The sequence below is a fragment of the Brachybacterium sp. AOP29-B2-41 genome (assembly GCF_052378395.1).
Classification (GTDB): domain Bacteria; phylum Actinomycetota; class Actinomycetes; order Actinomycetales; family Dermabacteraceae; genus Brachybacterium.
This window is the reverse complement of record NZ_JBQSXR010000029.1, coordinates 17,340-34,116: the sequence shown is the minus strand read 5'-3', so window position 1 is coordinate 34,116 and position 16,777 is coordinate 17,340. Positions and strand designations below refer to the sequence as shown.

The 16,777-nt window shown below is 70.4% G+C and carries 11 protein-coding genes; 7 read left to right on the top strand and 4 right to left on the bottom strand.

Annotated elements, in window-relative coordinates:
- The coding region (locus ACT3T9_RS17770; protein ID WP_444607202.1) for an ABC transporter substrate-binding protein at nucleotides 1-1,341 on the bottom strand (1,341 nt) is incomplete at its 3' end.
- A gap of 305 nt (nucleotides 1,342-1,646) precedes the next feature.
- On the opposite strand from ACT3T9_RS17770, the gene ACT3T9_RS17765 reads away from it, so the two are divergent.
- Together ACT3T9_RS17765 and ACT3T9_RS17760 are read left to right on the top strand one after the other, a co-directional pair.
- Entirely contained in the window at nucleotides 1,647-2,651 is a 1,005-nt protein-coding gene (locus tag ACT3T9_RS17765; RefSeq protein WP_441446105.1) for a LacI family DNA-binding transcriptional regulator, read from the top strand.
- 47 nt (nucleotides 2,652-2,698) lie between these two features.
- Nucleotides 2,699-4,366: an FAD-dependent oxidoreductase gene (locus tag ACT3T9_RS17760; RefSeq protein WP_444607201.1), complete on the top strand. Its 1,668-nt coding sequence runs from the start codon at nucleotides 2,699-2,701 to the stop codon at nucleotides 4,364-4,366.
- A gap of 107 nt (nucleotides 4,367-4,473) precedes the next feature.
- Here the strand turns inward: ACT3T9_RS17760 and ACT3T9_RS17755 are convergent, their stop codons facing one another.
- Nucleotides 4,474-5,916: an NAD(P)/FAD-dependent oxidoreductase gene (locus tag ACT3T9_RS17755; RefSeq protein ID WP_444607200.1), complete on the bottom strand. Its 1,443-nt coding sequence runs from the start codon at nucleotides 5,914-5,916 to the stop codon at nucleotides 4,474-4,476.
- 573 nt (nucleotides 5,917-6,489) lie between these two features.
- Here ACT3T9_RS17755 and ACT3T9_RS17750 point away from each other — a divergent pair.
- From ACT3T9_RS17750 to ACT3T9_RS17730, 5 genes are all read left to right on the top strand, one after another.
- Nucleotides 6,490-9,111: a 5'-nucleotidase C-terminal domain-containing protein gene (locus ACT3T9_RS17750; protein WP_444607199.1), complete on the top strand. Its 2,622-nt coding sequence runs from the start codon at nucleotides 6,490-6,492 to the stop codon at nucleotides 9,109-9,111.
- Between the two features lie 180 nt (nucleotides 9,112-9,291).
- On the top strand, nucleotides 9,292-12,432 hold the full coding sequence (locus ACT3T9_RS17745; RefSeq protein ID WP_444607198.1) for an ExeM/NucH family extracellular endonuclease: 3,141 nt from the start codon (nucleotides 9,292-9,294) through the stop codon (nucleotides 12,430-12,432).
- Between the two features lie 157 nt (nucleotides 12,433-12,589).
- Entirely contained in the window at nucleotides 12,590-14,047 is a 1,458-nt protein-coding gene (locus ACT3T9_RS17740) for an APC family permease (protein ID WP_444607197.1), read from the top strand.
- 61 nt (nucleotides 14,048-14,108) lie between these two features.
- A complete protein-coding gene (locus ACT3T9_RS17735; RefSeq protein ID WP_441446100.1) occupies nucleotides 14,109-14,516 on the top strand; it encodes an ArsR/SmtB family transcription factor in 408 nt (135 codons plus the stop codon).
- Between the two features lies 1 nt (nucleotide 14,517).
- Nucleotides 14,518-15,195 carry an SRPBCC domain-containing protein gene (locus tag ACT3T9_RS17730; protein WP_441446099.1) on the top strand — a complete coding sequence of 226 codons (678 nt, stop codon included), beginning with the start codon at nucleotides 14,518-14,520 and terminating at the stop codon, nucleotides 15,193-15,195.
- A 23-nt stretch (nucleotides 15,196-15,218) separates the two neighbouring features.
- Here the strand turns inward: ACT3T9_RS17730 and ACT3T9_RS17725 are convergent, their stop codons facing one another.
- The gene (locus ACT3T9_RS17725; protein WP_441446098.1) at nucleotides 15,219-15,977 is read right to left on the bottom strand and encodes a class I SAM-dependent methyltransferase; all 759 of its coding nucleotides are present in this window, start codon (nucleotides 15,975-15,977) and stop codon (nucleotides 15,219-15,221) included.
- A 92-nt stretch (nucleotides 15,978-16,069) separates the two neighbouring features.
- On the bottom strand, nucleotides 16,070-16,765 hold the full coding sequence (locus ACT3T9_RS17720; RefSeq protein WP_441446097.1) for a hypothetical protein: 696 nt from the start codon (nucleotides 16,763-16,765) through the stop codon (nucleotides 16,070-16,072).
- Nucleotides 16,766-16,777: the final 12 nt, after the last annotated feature.

The following is a 16,777-nucleotide window of genomic DNA, read 5'->3' as shown; positions in this document are numbered from 1 at the left end:
GCCGAAGCGGTCCGCGAGATCGTGCTGATCCTCGGCGAGAATCTGTTCGATCTCCTCGGCGGCGCCGTCAAGCGCCTCCTGCGCTGTGCCCTGTCCGTTCAGCGCCTGCTCGAGGTAGCTGCCCAGGGTGTCCCGGATCCGGGTCCAGCCGGGCACGTTGGGGTTCGAGCGGAAGTTCTCGCTGTTCTCGACAGCTTCGGCGATCGCGGGATTGGACTGGACATATTCGCTGTCCACCGCGGAAGCTCGGGCCGGGACGTGGCCCACCTCTTCGGCATAGCGGTTGCCGAGATCGGCACTGCCGAAGAAGGCGAGGAACTCCCAAGCGGCATCCTTCTTCGCGCTGTCCGGATTGATCATGAGCCCTGTCGCGGCACCGCCGAAGGCCGCCGGCTCGTTGCCCTCGAAGGAGAGCACGTCCATGAACCGGAGATCCAGCTCGGGGGCGGCGGCGATGATCTGGGTGAAAGTTGCCGGATCGGCGAAGATCATCGAGGTGTCCTCGGTGATCAACGGCGACTGCGCCGGCGGCAGTCCCTCCCAGGTGCCGCCGAGCCCGTTGTCCACCGGCTCGTCTCCCTGGTAGAGGCTCACGTACCACTCGAGCGCCTCGACGCCCTCGGGGGAGTTGAACTGCACGGCGGTGTTGTCCTCGGTGAACATCTGCCCGCCGTTGGCCCAGAGCATCGTGGTGAACGCCTGCTGCATGCTGGCCGGCGGTGTCCCGAAGACGATTCCGGCCCGGGTGAGCCGATCGCCGTCGCGCGCCGCGAGCGCCTTAGCAGCCTCCAGCAGGCCCTCGAAGGTGGTCGGTGGGTTCTCGGGATCCAGCCCCACCTCCTCGAAGTGTGCGGCGTTGTAGCCCACCTGACGGCCCGTGCTCGCAATCGGGAAGATGTAATGCGCGCCGTCGACGAGCCCGCTGTCCAGGCCCACCTGGAGGTCAGCGCGATCCGAGTCGTCCATTCCCTCGAGGTAGCTGTCCAGCGGCTCGACCCGGTCGAAGCTCACCAGGTCCGCGACCGCAGCGGGACCGTGCCCGAAGATATCGGGGCCGGTGCCCGAGGAGAACCCGGCGTTGAGCCGGGTCGACATGTCCGCCCAATCGATGAAGGTGGCGACGGCGCCGCGGCCGGAAGACTCCTTGAACTCAGGGATCACCACGTCGTTGATGAAGTCCTGCTCCGCGGGGTTGGTTCCGGGGAACCAGAGGGTCAGGTCACCGCCGTCGTCCTCCCCGCCACCCCCTCCGCCTTCGCCGCCGCAGGCGGACAGGAGGAGTGGTGCGCCGAGGAGCGCGGCGGAGGCCTTGAGGGCGGTGCGTCTGCGGGGCTGGATCACGGTGAGTCCTCTTTTCGGTTCGCTGTCGACGGAAGGAGCCGATCGACGAAGGGTGCATCGGTGCTGTAGCGCGTTCGGAGCAGTCGGCGAGTCTCCTGCACCGCTCCTGGTCCATTCGAGGAGGGTGAGGAAAGTGCTGTCACGTGGAGCCGATCAGATGCTCATACGTATCGGCTGTGATCGGGAGCATAGGCAGGCTCTACTGTCGAGGTCAACCGTTTCCGAGGATCTGACCTGGGTCTTGAGTGTCGGGAGGCGGAGGTCTACAGTGGCCGAACGCTACTTATACGAAACAGGAGGGGTTCATGCGAGTACGTCAACGCGACATCGCGCGGGCCGCCGGGGTGTCGCAGGCGACCGTCTCGCTGGTTGCCAGCGGGCGCGCCTCCGAAGGCGGGGTGTCCGCCGCCACTCAGGAGCGGATCCGGGCGGCGATGGACGAGCTCGGCTATGTCCCCGACTCGGCGGCCCGCTCCCTGCGCGGCGGCCGCAGCGGGCTCGTTGGCGTCTTCACCTACGAGCCCGTCTTCCCTGCACGACCCGATGAGTACTTCCACGAATTCCTGGTGGGCATCGAGGTCGGGGCCGCAGATCACGGGCAGGACCTGGTGCTCTTCACCTCCACCCAACAGGTCGATGGGCGACGCAGCATCTACGCCGGTGGGGCGAGCAGGCTCCAGCATGCTGACGGCTCGATCATCCTGGGCATGCACCGTGACGATGGGGAACTAGCCCGGCTGGCCCAGGAGGAGTATCCCTTCGTGAGCATCGGGCAGTACGACCCGGTGCCCGAGGCGGCCTGGGTCGCGGTCGATTACGACCGTGCCGTGCGCGCGATCGTCGACGATCTCCACCGGGGTGGTCACCGGCGCCTCGGCTATGTCCAGGATGAGAACGAACGACTGCCCTCCCTCGCTCGACGGGCCGCCTTCGCCTCTGCGACCCGCGGGGACGAGACCTCCATCGCAGCCCTCACCGAGGTCACCCCTGAGCTGATCAGGCGGTGGAAGCAAGAGGGTGTCACCGCGATTCTCGCCGAGAACCCTGAGGTCGCCGAGGCGATTGAACGGGCCGTCTCCCGCGCCGGACTGCGGATCCCCGATGACTTCTCCGCGGCCTGCCTCGAGGTTCCGCTGCGCAGCGGCCGCGCCGCGAGCTGGTCCCACCTGATCATCCCCAAGCGCGAGGCGGGGATCCGCAGCGTCGCCGTGCTCGGCGGGATCCTCGACGGCAAGCTGCCGCGCGACCATCACGAGACCGTGCAATGCCTGCCACACCACCTGGGGACCCTCTCGATGCTCGAGGGATGACCCCGCGCACTCCCGCACCACCACAAGCACCACGACAGGACGCAACGATGCCTTCTCCCGGACAGACCGCCCCCGAGCTCACCGAGCGCGCCGCCGATCTGGTGGTGATCGGTGGCGGCCTCGGCGGGGTCGCCGCCTCCCTCACCGCCGCCCGGCTCGGGCTGAAGGTGCTGCTCACCGAAGCCGATCCGTGGCTCGGCGGGCAGCTCACTGTCCAGGGCGTGCCGCCGGACGAATCGGCGTGGGTCGAGTCCCACCCGAACTCGGCGAGCTACGCAGAGTTCCGGGAGCGGGTGCGCGAGCACTACCGGCGCAACTTCCCGCTCACCGCGGAGGCGGCAGCCGATCCGCTGCTGAACCCGGGGGCAGGGGGAGTCTCCCAGTTATGCCATGAGCCGCGCGTCGGCGCTCTGGTGCTCGAGGAGATGGTCTCCCCATTGCTCTCCTCCGGCCGCCTGCAATGGCTCCGCAAGCATGAGCCGGTCGCCGTCGAGCGCGAGGGCACGCGGATCAGCGCCGTGGTGGTCCGTGACCTGTGCACCGGCGAGCAGTCCCGGCTGAGCGCGCCGCTGATCGTGGACGCGACCGAGCTCGGAGACCTGCTGGCCCTCGGCGAGATCGACCATGTGATCGGTGCCGAAGCGCGCAGCGAGCACGGCGAGCTCCACGCCCCGGAGGTCGCGGACCCCCTCGACCAGCAGGCCATCACCTGGTGCTGCGCCCTGGAATGGGCCCCCGGGCACGACGAGCTGGTGCCGCGCCCCGAGCTCTACGACCGCTTCGCGAGCGTCGTGCCGGACTTCTGGCCCGGCCCTCAGCTCTCCTTCTCCGACGTCCACCCGATCACCCTCGAGGTGCGTCACCGCTCTCTCTTCGTGGGCGATCCGGCTGACCAGGAGGAGACCGCACGCACCAACGACCTCTGGCACTACCGGCGCGTCCGCTCCCGGGCCCAGCTGCACCCGGACACCCCAGGCGGCGAGGTCACCCTCGCCAACTGGCCCCAGATCGACTACTGGGATCTCCCGCTGCTCGGGGTCGATGCCGAGCAGCGCACGCTCGCCGAGCATGAGGCCCGCCAGCTCACCCTCTCCCTGGTCCACTGGCTGCAGACGGAGGCCCCGCGCACCGATGCCGCCCACGGCGGCAAGGGCTACCCCGAGCTGCGGCTGCGCGGAGACGTGATGGGCACGACCGACGGGCTCGCCCGCCAGGCCTACATCCGCGAGGCGCGCCGCATCAAGGCCCGTTTCACCATCACCGAGGAGCACATCGGCCGTGAGATGCGCGGGCAGTTCACCGGCTCGGCCCTGTTCGCGGACTCCGTGGGAACCGGGCACTACCGGATCGACCTGCACCCTTCGACCGCAGCCCGGAACTATGTGGACATCGACTGCTTCCCGTTCCAGATCCCGCTGGGTGCGCTGATCCCGAAGGACGTCGAGAACCTGCTCCCGGCCAACAAGAACATCGGCACCACCCACATCACCAACGGCGCCTACCGCCTTCACCCGGTGGAGTGGTCGATCGGCGAGGCCGTGGGCGCGCTCGCCGAGATCTGCCGACGCCATGGCGCAGATCCCGCAGCCGTGCACGAGAGCGCCGAGCTGACCGGCGAGCTGCAGACCCTGCTGAGCGAGGGGCTCGGCGTGCGCCTCGAATGGCCCGACGCGATCCGCAAGCGCCTGCCGGAGTCAGCAGAGCTGGCAGTCTGAGCCTGCCCGCACTGAGCATGCCCCAGGACCGATGCTCGCTGTCACAGCGGTCCTGGGGCGCGCAGAAGTCGGCAGGTCAGAAGCCGGCAGGTCAGTACGTCGTCGGTTCAGTCCTTCGTCGGCTCCACCGCGTCGGCGGCGCCCTCGGCGGCGACCTTGTCGGCCGTGCGGGTGGCCCCGGCCCCGGCGCCGAACAGCCGGTGCGCGGCCTGCTCCTCGAAGATGCGCGCCGCGCGCAGCGAGTTCACCTCGCCCACCACCGGGTTCGGCTGATGGGTGGCGCGGCTGCCGCTGTAGAGGGAGACCAGGTTCATCGCGACCGCGCGCTGATTGCGGTGGCCGATCATCTTGGTGATGTGCACGCCGAGCCACGCGGCCCAGCCCAGCGAGCCGGAGAGCCCGCCGAGCACCGGGATCTCCGCGATCGCGGCGTGGCGGCCGATGGTGGCCATGGTGCCGAGATCGGTGTACTTGAACTTCTTGCGGGGCTTGCCGGCGACCTCCGCGGCGATCGCGCGGGCAGCGGCCTGGCCGGTCTGGATCGCGGGCTGCGCGAGCTGGGGGAGCGGCTCGTCCTGGCCGGCGATGTCACCGGCGGCGTACACCCCGGGGAAGCCCTTGACCTGCAGGTAGTCGTCCACGTCGAGGCGGCCGCGCTTGTCCTGGGGGAAGCCCCACTCGGAGACCATCTTCGGGATCGCGACTCCGGCCGCCCAGATCGTGATGTCGGATTCGAGGATCGAATCGTCATCGAGCACCACGTGGTCGTAGCCGACCTCCTTCACGCCGCGGCCCAGCTGCAGGACCACGCCGCGATCCCGCAGCTCGTCGGCCGCGTACTGGCGGTACTTGGTGGAGAACTCCTTGAGCACCTCGTCGCCGCGTTGGAGCACGGTGACCTGCAGCGTGCCGGGGTCCATCTCCGGGTAGAGGATGTCCAGCTCCTGCATCCGGAAGTCCGCCAGCGCGCCGGCGATCTCCACACCCGTCGGCCCGCCGCCGACGATGCACACATGCAGCTTGTCGTGGCCGCGGCCGAGCCCGACCTCGCGGCTCGAACGCTCCAGCTCCGAGAAGATCCGGTCGCGGATCGCGAGCGCCTGGGCGCGGGTGTACATCGGCATCGCATGCTCCTCGGCGCCGGGGGTGCCGAAGTAGGTGGTGGTCGCACCGTTGGCGACGATCAGGTAGTCGTAGGCGATCTCCTGCTGGCCGCTCTGGCCCTCGTCGAGGCGCACGATCTTCCGCTCGGGATCGACGCCCTCGACCTCGCCCTGGCGGTAGCGCATGTTCGGCACCTTGAGCGAGAGGCCGCGCAGGAACATGGTGACGTCACCGGGATTCAGGCCCGCGGTCGCGACCTGGTACAGCAGCGGCTGGAAGGTCTTGTAGACGTTGCGGTCGATCAGGGTGACCCGCACCCGCGCATCGCGCAGGGCGCCCACTGCGTGAGCGCCGGCGAAGCCGCCGCCGAGGATGACCACGTGCGGCCAGCTCGCGCCGTCCTTCGCGGGGACGGTGGGGCGGCGGCTGAGGAAAGGCATGACCATGGGATGACTCCTTGAGAGAGCGGAGGCCGTGGCGCGGCGAGCGGAACGGGGCGGCGCGGGGCAATCACTCATCGTGCGCGACGAGAAGTGCAGCCCACGGTGCGCACCGCTGGACGCCTTCACCGATGCTACCCACATCGGGACCTCGGTCCCAGGCGCAGCGGGTCCCGATGTGGGAGACGAGACGATGCGCGGCCAGGAGCGGTCGACGCTCCGGCAGGGCTCTGCGCTGAGGGCCCGTCTGCCTGGCTGACTCCCGGACCAGCACCCGGTCCAGCACCCCGACCAGCACCCCGACCAGCTCCAGGACCGTCGCCCTGAACGCAGCCCCGAACGCAGCACCGAACACAGCGGGGACCCGCTCCGAACGCAGCGGGCCCCGCCGCGAGAATCACGGGAAGGTCACGATTCGGGGATCCGTCAGTGCACGTCAGGTTGCCTGCCTGGGCTTTGAGGTGAACATCGGATGACGGTGCCCGACGGGATCGTGAAACGCCGGGCGTGTCTCGATCCGATGGGGTGAGATGAGCTGGAGCACACCCCGGCCATCCCCCCTCTCCTCAGGAGCCCGTCATGAGTGACAACCCTGTCCGCCGCCTCGCGCGCGGTGCGACCGTCGGCCTCGGTGCCGCCGCGGTCGCCTTCGCGTCGGCCGTCATCCCCCTCGGCGCCGCCGCTGCCGCTGAGACCGGTGACCAGGTCAGCCTGCTGGGCATCAACGACTTCCACGGTGCCCTCGGAGCCGGAAGCGCCCTCGCCTGCACGATCGCCACCGTCCAGGCGCAGAGCCCGAACAACGCCCTGCTCTCCGCAGGCGACAACGTGGGCGGCACCGCCTTCGAATCGGCCGTGGCCAATGACGAGCCCACGATCGACTTCCTCAACGCCCTCGGCGTCGATGCCACCGCGATCGGCAACCATGAGTACGACCAGGGCCGCGCCGACCTCACCGGTCGCATCGAGCCCCGCACCGACTTCCCGGACCTCGCCGCGAACGTCCACGAGACCGCCACCGGGGAGCGCCTCCACGAGCCCTACGCGGTGGTCGATGCGGGCGATGTGAAGGTCGCCGTGGTCGGCGCCGTGACCACCAAGACGATCGGAAAGGTCAGCCCCGTCGCGATCGAGGGCCTCGAGTTCCGAGACCCGGTCGATTCCGTCAACCAGGCCATCGAGGAGCTGAACACCTCCGGCACGGAGTACGACGTGCTCGTCGTCTCCTATCACGAGGGTGCCAGCGGCAGCGGCGAGCCAGGCAGCGCCCCCACCAACACCGATCCGATCTTCGACAAGATCGTGAACGAGACCTCCGCCGAGGCCGACGTCATCTTCAACGGCGACTCGCACCAGACCTATGCCTTCGACGCTCCGGTCCCCGGCCAGGACGGCGAGGTCCGCCCGGTCGTCCAGACCGGCGCGAGCGGCGTGAACCTCGGCGCCGTCACCCTCGAGCTCGGCGCGGACGGCGACTGGGATGCCACCGAGGACGGCACCCGGCTGATCCCGACCGCCGACGCCGACCTCGACGCCTGCGCCGGCATCCCCACCTTCGACGCCGCCGCCAAGGTCGCCGCCGACGCCATCAGCGACGCCGCGGTCCTGGGCGCAGAGCCGGTCGGCTCCGTCTCCGGAGACATCACCACCTCCTGGAACGATGACAAGGCCCAGTACGACGACGAGGGCATCCGGGAGCCGCTCGACCCGGTCACCAACCAGTCCATCACCAAGGGCGACAACCGTGCCCGCCACTCCGCGGCCGGCAACATGCTCGCCGACTCCATGAAGTGGTACCTCGAGGAACGCGGCGCCACCCAGCAGCACGAGGTCATCGGCTGGATGAACCCCGGCGGCATCCGCGCCGAGCTCTGGTACGACGCGAACGGCGAGGACGGCGACGGCGTGGTCACCTATGCCGAGGCCAACGGGATGGTGCCCTTCGGCAACACCCTCAACTCCGGCGACCTCACCGGTGCCCAGCTCAAGCAGATGCTCGAGGAGCAGTGGCAGCGTGACGAGGACGGTGCGGAGACCGGCCAGTTCCTCGCCTTCAGCGTCTCCGAGAACGTCGAGTACGTCTTCGACAGCAGCCGTGAGCTCGACGATCGCATCGTCGAGATCCGCGTCAACGGCGAGCTCGTCGACCCCGACGCCGTCTACACCATCGTCACCGCGAGCTTCCTCTTCGAGGGCGGCGACAACATGTGGGCACTGACCGGGGCGCAGAACGTGGGCGACACCGGCGTGCTGGACCGGGACGCCTTCGTCGAGTACCTCGCCGCGAACGAGGATCTCGCCCCCGACTACTCCCAGCGCCAGCTCGACGCGCAGCTCATCGAGGGCGATACCCCGATGCTGCGCCTGGCGGGCCTGGAGTCCGAGAGCCTCGGTGCTCCGCAGCTCACCGAGGTGAGCGTGGACGCCGGCGAGCTCGGCACCTTCACCGCCCCGATCGCGGTGGATGAGGAGAGCGGCCGCCTGGTCGCGCAGGTCGACCTCGGCGAGGACTTCTGCGTCGCCGAGGGCGAGCAGGTGGCGCTGACGATCACCGCCACCCCCGACACCGGCACCGCGGTGACCCACGAGGTCACGGCCGTCGGCGGCGAGGACTGCGGCGTCCTGACCTTCACCGACGTGCCCGAGTCGAATATGTTCCACACCGAGATCATGTGGATGGCGAGCAACGGCTACTCCACCGGCTGGGAGGAGGAGGACGGCACCCACACCTTCCGTCCCCTGCAGCCCGTGAACCGCGACGCGATGGCCGCGTTCCTCTACCGCCTGGCCGGATCCCCCCACGTGGACGCACCGCGCACCGAGCCCTTCACCGACGTGGAAGAGGGAGACGAGCACTACGAGGCGATCATCTGGGCCTACCAGCAGGGCATCACCCGGGGCTGGTCGGACGGTACGTTCCGTCCCACCACCCCGATCGCGCGGGATGCGATGGCGGCGTTCGTGTACCGCTACGCCGGTTCACCGGAGTTCGCGGATCCGACCTCGGCGGTGTTCAAGGATGTCCCGGCGAACACCCAGTTCGCCACGGAGATCGCGTGGATGAAATCCGAGGGGATCAGCACCGGCTGGACCGATGGGACCTACCGGCCGCTGAACGCCACCAACCGTGACGCGACCGCCGCGTTCCTGTACCGGCTCAGCGTGGATCAGCAGATCACCTACCTGTCCGAACAGGACTGAGACCACGGCGCGGGCCGGGAGCACAGCCTCCCGGCCCGCGCCGTCGTCCCACCCCACCCTCTCCGCACCCCACTCGCTCCGCACCCCGCCCGCTCCGCATCGCACCCGTTCCGCATCCCGCCCGCTCCGCGTCAGCGACTGTGCACGCGCCATCCCTCGCCCCCACCAGGAGTCCCCGCCATGAGCACCCCCACCCACGGCGCCGCGCTGCGCACCCACCTGGCCCGCGTCGGCGCCGGCGCGGCCGCGCTGGCCCTCGGCATCAGCCTCGCCCCCGGCCTCACCCCGTCGGCCCAGGCCGCGATCGTCGCCCCGGGCGAGATCCAGATCAACGAGATCTACGGAGGCGGCGGCAACAGCGGCGCCGCCTTCCAGAACGACTTCGTCGAGCTCGTGAACACCTCCGACGCCGCAGTCTCGATCGACGGCTGGAGCCTGCAGTACGCCTCCAAGACCGGCTCCTTCAACAACACCGTCGCCCTCGAGGGAAGCGTCCCCGCAGGCGGCACCTTCCTCGTCCAGCTCGCCGCCGGCAACGGCAACGGCGACCCGCTGCCCGCGGCGGATCTCACCGGCGGCATCAACGCCTCCGGCTCCGGGGGCGTGTTCGCCCTCTCCGACGCCGAGGGCACCCTGCAGTGCACCGGCACCACCTGCGCCGAGGACCCGGCCGTCGTGGATCTCGTGGGCTGGGGCGGCGCCACCACCTTCTCCGGCGAGGCGTCAGCGCCCGGCACCTCCAACTCCACCTCGGTCGCCCGGATCGCAGCCACCGGTGAGAACTCCACCGACTTCGCCGCAGGCGACCCCACCCCGGGGGAGCTCACAGGCGGCGGGGATGACGGTGGCGGGGACGACGAGCCGCCGGCCGACGCCATCGCGGCGACGATCGCCGAGATCCAGGGCACCGGCGCGTCCAGCCCGCTCGCGGGCCAGGCCGTGACCACCGAGGGCGTGGTCACCGCCGTGTATGCGACCGGTGGCCTGAACGGCTATGTCATCCAGGCCGCCGGCACCGGTGGGGCATTGGACCTCGCCTCCCACACCGGCTCCACCGCCGTGTTCGTCTACTCCTCCGCCACCGCCGGCCAGGTCGCGATCGGCGACTCCGTGCGGGTGACCGGCGAGGTCTCCGAGTACTACGACTCCACCCAGATCAGCGTCGGCGCGAACGGCCTCGAGATCCTCCCGGAGGCGCTCGCCCCGATCGAGCCCGTCACCCTCGCCGGCGGCTTCCCCACCGAGGACGCGCAGCGTGAGAGCCTCGAGCACATGCTCTACCTGCCGGGCGAGGGCGACTTCACCGTCACCGACGTGTACGACACGAACCGCTTCGGCGAGGTCACCCTCGCGATCGGCGACGAGCCGCTGCTGCAGGCCGGGGACATCATGCGCCCCGGTGAGGAGGCCACCGCCTACTTCGCCAGCCGCGCCGAGCAGATGATCCTGCTGGATGACGGCCGCACCACGAACTTCCAGAACAATCCCGGTGAGCCGATGAGCTGGCTGACCACCGAGGAGCCGGTGCGCGTGGGCGCCGCCCCCTCCTTCGCCCAGCCCGTTGTGGTCGCCTTTACCTTCGACCAGTGGCGGCTGAACGTCACCACCCCCTGGACCTCTGCGGAGTCCGATGGGGTCGACTTCGAGAACACCCGCGAGGATGCTCCCGATGACGTCGGCGGTGACCTGCAGCTGTCCACCTTCAACGTGCTGAACTACTTCACCACCCTCGGCGAGGACACCCCCGGCTGCGAGCCGTACACCGACATGCACGGCGAGGGCACCACCGTGCGCGGCGGCTGCGACCTGCGCGGCGCCTGGGGAGCCGACGACCTCGAGCGCCAGCAGTCCAAGATCGTCGACGCGATCTCCGGCACCGGCGCCGAGGTGGTGGGCCTGACCGAGATCGAGAACTCCGCCCGCCTGGGCGAGGAGTCCGACGAGGCCACCGCCACCCTGGTGGCCGCGCTGAACGAGAAGGACGGCGAGGGCACCTGGGCCTACATCTCCACCGGTGGCGCCTACGAGGCGCTCGGCCTCGAGGGCGGCCAGGACGCCATCACCAACGCGATCATCTACCAGCCTGCTGCGGTCACGCCACAGGGCGGCGCGCAGATCCTCGCCGGTGACGAGGCCTTCAACAACGCCCGTGAGCCGATCGGCCAGGTCTTCGTCCCGGTCCAGGGCAGCGGCGAGGAGCAGGTCGAGGGCGAGCAGGTGGAGGGCGAGCCGTTCTTCTTCACCATCAACCACTTCAAGTCCAAGGGCTCGAGCGATGCCGAGGACTCCGCCCTCCCCGAGGACCCGGTGCAGGGCAATGCCCGCACCTCCCGCATGCAGCAGGCAGAGGCACTGCTGACCTGGGGTGATGTGACTGCGACTGAGCTCGGTGTCGAGGACGTCATCCACGGTGGCGACTTCAACGCCTACACCCGGGAGGAGCCGCTGCAGCTCTTCTACGCGGAGGGCTTCGTCAACCTCGGCGAGACCCATGACCCCGAGGGCTGGTCGTACAGCTACGGTGGGATGGTCGGCTCCCTGGACCACGTGATCGCCAACGCCTCCGGCGCCGAGCGGGTCAGCGGCGCGGACGACTGGCAGATCAACGGCCCCGAGTCCGTGATGGCCCAGTACGCCCGCTACCAGAACAACCTCACCGACCTCTACGAGACCGGCCCCTTCGCCTCCTCCGACCACGATCCGATGATCGTGGGCCTGGACGGCGGCTTCCCGGATACGCCGGCCGAGCCCGCAGACTTCGCCGACGTCCCGCCGAGCAACATGTTCTACGACGAGATCATGTGGATGCGCAGCGAGGGCTACTCCACCGGCTGGGAGTCCGACAACACCTTCCGTCCCCTGCAGCCGGTGAACCGCGACGCGATGGCCGCGTTCCTCTACCGCCTGGCCGGATCCCCCCACGTGGACGCACCGCGCACCGAGCCGTTCACCGACGTCGAGCGCGGCGATGAGCATTACGAGGCGATCATCTGGGCCTACCAGCAGGGCATCACCCGGGGCTGGTCGGACGGTACGTTCCGTCCCACCACTCCGATCGCGCGGGATGCGATGGCGGCGTTCGTGTACCGCTACGCCGGCTCGCCGGATGTCTCGGAACCGACCTCGGCGGTGTTCAAGGATGTCCCGGCGAACACCCAGTTCGCCACGGAGATCGCGTGGATGAAGTCCGAGGGGATCAGCACCGGCTGGACCGATGGGACCTACCGGCCGCTGAACGCCACCAACCGTGACGCGACTGCCGCGTTCCTGTACCGGCTCAGCGTGGATCAGCAGATCACGTACCTGTCCGAACAGGACTGACCCTCACGGCGCGGGCCGGGGGCGCTGACGCACCTGGCGATGGCGCCCCGCCACTCCTGACCTGCATGATGGGGACGCCGGCCGTGCACACCGACCTTCGTCGGCAATGCGCACCGCCGGCGTCCCGCCATGTCGGCGCCCTCATCGAACGGAATTCATGACCACCACTCCCGGCAGCTCCGAGCTGGACGGCCCCGTCCCCACCAACCCCGCCGTCGGCCGGCTCACGTCCCAGGGCCCCATCCCTGGGGGGCTCGCCCGCCGGCTGGGACTGCGCGATGCCGTCGTGATCGGTCTCGCCTCGATGATCGGCGCGGGAGCCTTCGTCTCCCTCGGCGCCGCCCAGGACCTCGCGGGCGCTCTCGCCCCGCTGGCGGTGCTGATCGCCGCCGCGGTCGCCCTGTGCAATGCGACCTCCACCGCGCAGCTGGCCGCCCAGCATCCCAGCTCCGGCGGCACCTATCACTACGGGCGCGAGCAGCTCGGCAACTGGTGGGGTTTCCTCGCCGGCTGGTGCTTCGTGATCGGGAAGATCGCCTCCTGCGCGGCGATGGCCCTGGTGATCTCCGCCTACCTGGTGCCCGAACCGCTCCAGCGGATCGTCGCGGCACTCGTGGTGGTGGCGCTGACCGGCGTGAACCTGGTGGGCATCACCCGCACCGCGGCGCTGGCCCGGGTGCTGGTCACGGTCGCGCTCGCTGCGCTGGTGCTGACCGGCGGGAGGCTGCTCGTCGGCCTGCTGACCGCTTCGGGCACCGGTGCTGCGGACGCTGCGGGCGCGGCGGGCGATGGCGGCGCAGGAGCCTGGGTCGTGCCGGGCCCGCTCGCCGGTGCCCGCGCCGGGCTGTGGGACGGGGGACTGGCAGCGGTGCTCGGCGCCGGGACCGGGGGAGCGGCCGGGATCGTGCTCGCCGTGATCCAGGCGGCGGCGCTGATGTTCTTCGCCTTCGCCGGCTACGCCCGGGTCGCCACCCTCGGCGAGGAGGTCATCGCCCCGCGCCGCACCATCCCCCGCGCGATCCTGGTGGCCCTCGGCGTGGTGGCGGTGCTGTACCTCGCGCTGTCGATCGTGCTGGTCCTCGTCGGCCCCGCCCCCGGGGACCAGGGCTGGGGGCCCGCACCCTTCCTCGCCGCCCTGCAGGCTGTGGGCGCGGGCGAGGCGTGGAGCGTGGTCATCACCGTCGGTGCGGTCGCCGCTGCTTCCGGCGCCCTGCTCGCCCTGGTCGCGGGGGTCTCCCGCACCATGCTCGCCATGGCGCGCGGCGGCGACCTGCCCCGCCCGCTCGCCCGCTCCAGCAACCGCTACGCAGTGCCGCAGCGGGCCGAAGCGGTCGCCGGGATCGCGATCGTGCTGCTGGTGCTGCTGGCCTCGAACGTGCTGGTCGCGATCGCCGCGTCCTCCTTCGGGGTGCTGCTGTACTACGCGGTCGCGAACCTCGCCGCGCTCACCCAGGTGGGCCAGTGGCGCCTGTTCCCGAAGGTGCTGCAGGTGCTGGGCCTCGTCGGCTGCGTGCTGCTGGTCGCAGCGCTGCCCGGCAGCACCGTCGTCGCCGGGGTGGGCCTGGTGCTGCTCGGCGTCGCCTACCGGGCGATCGTGCTGGCCACTCGCCGCTGAGGGAGGACACTCGCAATGCATAAGACTTGACTTATGCGTTATTCGAGGGGAGGATCAGGGCATGCACGCGCTCGATGTCCTCGGCGACCCCGTGCGGCGGCGGATCCTCGAACTCCTCGCCGACGACGGGGATCCTGATGCGCCCGTGGGCGGCACCCCGGAGCTCAGCGCGGGGGAAATCGGCGAGATCGTGCAGCAGGAGTTCGGGATCAGCCAGCCGGCCGTCTCCCAGCACCTGCGTGTCCTGCGCGAGCACGGCTTCGCGACCGTCCGGGCCGAGGGGCGACGACGGCTCTATGCGGTCGACGCTCGCGGCCCGCGCGAGGCGAAGGACTGGCTCAGCCCCTTCGAGCGCTTCTGGCTGCCGAAGCTCGACGCGCTCGGCACCGAGCTCGCTCGCGGCAAGCGGCAGCGCCGGCTCAGCGCAGAAACCATCAGTTCCACCACCACTATCGAGAAGGAGACCTGACATGGTCGATGTCCCCACCCAGCTGCAGTCCGTCACTCGCGCCTATCGCGTCGAGGAGCGGGATGGCGCCCCCGCGCACGTCCAGACGCTCGAGCAGAGCTACCCCGCCGCGCTCGCCGACGTCTGGGATGCGGTCACGACCGCCGAGCGCATCCAGCGCTGGTTCCTGCCGATCAGCGGCGACCTCCAGCTCGGCGGCCGCTACCAGTTCGAGGGCAACGCCGGCGGCGAGATCCTCGCCTGCGAACCTCCGGCCGACGGCACCGCCGAGTACTCCGTGACCTGGGAGATGATGGGCGGGGTGTCCTGGCTGACCATCCGCCTGGCCGCCGACGGCGAGGACACCACCCGCTTCGAGCTCGAGCACACCTCGCTCACCGCGGACATCCCCGCCGAGATGTGGGAGACCTTCGGCCCCGGCGCCACGGGCGTCGGCTGGGACGGCGGCCTGTTGGGCCTGGCCCTGCACCTCGGCGCGACCGGGGGGTCGCTCGCCCCGTCGGAGGCGGAGGCCTGGGCCTTCACCGAGGAGGGTCGTTCCTTCTACCGCGGCGCGGCGGACGGCTGGGCCGTGGCCCACACCGCCTCCGGAGAGGATGCGGACGTCGCCCAGCAGCGGGCCGACGCCACCTACGGGTTCTACACCGGGACCGGCACCGAAGCTGGCGCTGAGGGCTGAGCCCGCGCCGCCGTCGGGTGCCCTCACACCGCCCGGGCGACCACCACGAACTCTCGCCCGGGCCGGTCCGGGGCGTCGCGGAACTCCTGGGCCGCGAACCCGGCCTCCGTGAGCGTGGAGCGCAGCTCCGCCTCGGTGCGCCAACGCAACGTCGAGGTCGAGGTGAGCGTGGAGCCGTCCTCGAAGGTGAACTCATCGGCGAAGGTGACCAGGGGCAGCGCGACCTCGAAGCGGGTGGGGCGGGAGCGGACCAGCCCCAGCCCGGGCACCTCATGACGTGATTCCGCGGTGTCCTGCTGCCACTCCTCCCAGGCCCGGCGCTCGGGACGACGGGACTCGAACACCAGCGCCCCGCCGTCGCGCAGTGCCGCGCGGATCCCGCGCAAGGTCTCAGCCCACGCCTCGTCGGAGACGAACACCTGGGCGACGTTGCCGGTCATCACGGCGGCGTCGGCGTCGAGCGCCGGGAGGTCCGGCGCGGTGCCGTGGATCCAGTGCACCTGTTCGGCGTGCGGCTTCCCACGCGCCACCTCGAGGGACGCGAGAGCGGGATCCACGCCGGTCACCGAGGCCCCGTCGGCCGCCAGACGCACCGCGAGCGCGCCGGTCCCGCAGCCCACATCGATCACCGAGTGTGCACCGAGCTCGGTGAGGATCGTGCAGTAGTGGTCGAGGTCGTCGCGCTCCCCGTCGAAGGTGTCGTAGCAGGCGGCGAGGCGCGGATCGGCGTAGAGCGCGTCAGGCCCTGCGGGCTGGTCGAGAGGCGGAGGCAGCGGGGGCATGGCACCGACGGTACGACGAAGGGCGGGGGCGCGGCGACCGGTTTCCTCGCCGCGGGACAGCAATCAGTGGGCGGCCGGCAGCAGCTGGAGCCTCAGCCGAAGCTGGTCCACGTCGTGTCCGCATCGATCAGCCAGTGGTTCCGCAGGGTCAGTGCCCGCTCGCTCGCCGCCAGCGCGCCGGCGATGATCAGCGAGGTGTTCGCCCAGGCCGGCAGCTGTATCGGGGAGGTGAAGGTGCCCACCCGCTCGGCGACCGGATCCAGGCTCGTGATCAGCTCTGCGGCCTGGGGCACCATCAGCACGAGGCCCATCAAGAGGATGAGGACCGCGAGCGCTCCGATCGCCCGGCTCGGGCCCGGGTGGCGTCGGCCGAAACGGGCTCGCAGGCCCTCGAGTGAGCGCTGATGCGGACGTAGCGTGCGCCCCTCGCGACTGCCCTCTGGCACATGATGCATCCGGGTCAGCCCGTAGGTGCTGGTCGCCACCTCGATCACCCCGCCCGGCACCGCGAAGGCCACCGGCGGCGTCGCGATCTGCTGCTGCAGGCCATCGCGATAAAGCGCCACCGGTGCATGGCGGGCGCCCTCGGCGATCTTCCCGCCCTCGAGCTCGCTGGCGAGATAGCGGACGTCCACGGTGTAGCGCGCAGGGCGGCCCTCGGGCTCGGCCGGATCCAGGAAGAACTGGGTGCGCGTCAGCAGCTGCCACCAGCGCAGATCCTTCAGCGCGCTGCCGTCACCGGGCTTCGCCCGCCGGAGCTGGCGGGAGCGCTTCAGCCGCGTGAACATGATCCTCCGAGG

Excerpts from the sequence above, each read along its gene's own strand:
- ACT3T9_RS17730 (WP_441446099.1), top strand. The coding sequence starts at position 14,518 with ATGGTCGATGTCCCCACCCAGCTGCAGTCCGTCACTCGCGCCTATCGC.
- ACT3T9_RS17740 (WP_444607197.1), top strand. The coding sequence starts at position 12,590 with ATGACCACCACTCCCGGCAGCTCCGAGCTGGACGGCCCCGTCCCCACC.
- ACT3T9_RS17755 (WP_444607200.1), bottom strand. The coding sequence starts at position 5,916 with ATGGTCATGCCTTTCCTCAGCCGCCGCCCCACCGTCCCCGCGAAGGAC.
- ACT3T9_RS17765 (WP_441446105.1), top strand. The coding sequence starts at position 1,647 with ATGCGAGTACGTCAACGCGACATCGCGCGGGCCGCCGGGGTGTCGCAG.
- ACT3T9_RS17735 (WP_441446100.1), top strand. The coding sequence starts at position 14,109 with ATGCACGCGCTCGATGTCCTCGGCGACCCCGTGCGGCGGCGGATCCTC.
- ACT3T9_RS17720 (WP_441446097.1), bottom strand. The coding sequence starts at position 16,765 with ATGTTCACGCGGCTGAAGCGCTCCCGCCAGCTCCGGCGGGCGAAGCCC.
- ACT3T9_RS17745 (WP_444607198.1), top strand. The coding sequence starts at position 9,292 with ATGAGCACCCCCACCCACGGCGCCGCGCTGCGCACCCACCTGGCCCGC.
- ACT3T9_RS17725 (WP_441446098.1), bottom strand. The coding sequence starts at position 15,977 with ATGCCCCCGCTGCCTCCGCCTCTCGACCAGCCCGCAGGGCCTGACGCG.
- ACT3T9_RS17750 (WP_444607199.1), top strand. The coding sequence starts at position 6,490 with ATGAGTGACAACCCTGTCCGCCGCCTCGCGCGCGGTGCGACCGTCGGC.
- ACT3T9_RS17760 (WP_444607201.1), top strand. The coding sequence starts at position 2,699 with ATGCCTTCTCCCGGACAGACCGCCCCCGAGCTCACCGAGCGCGCCGCC.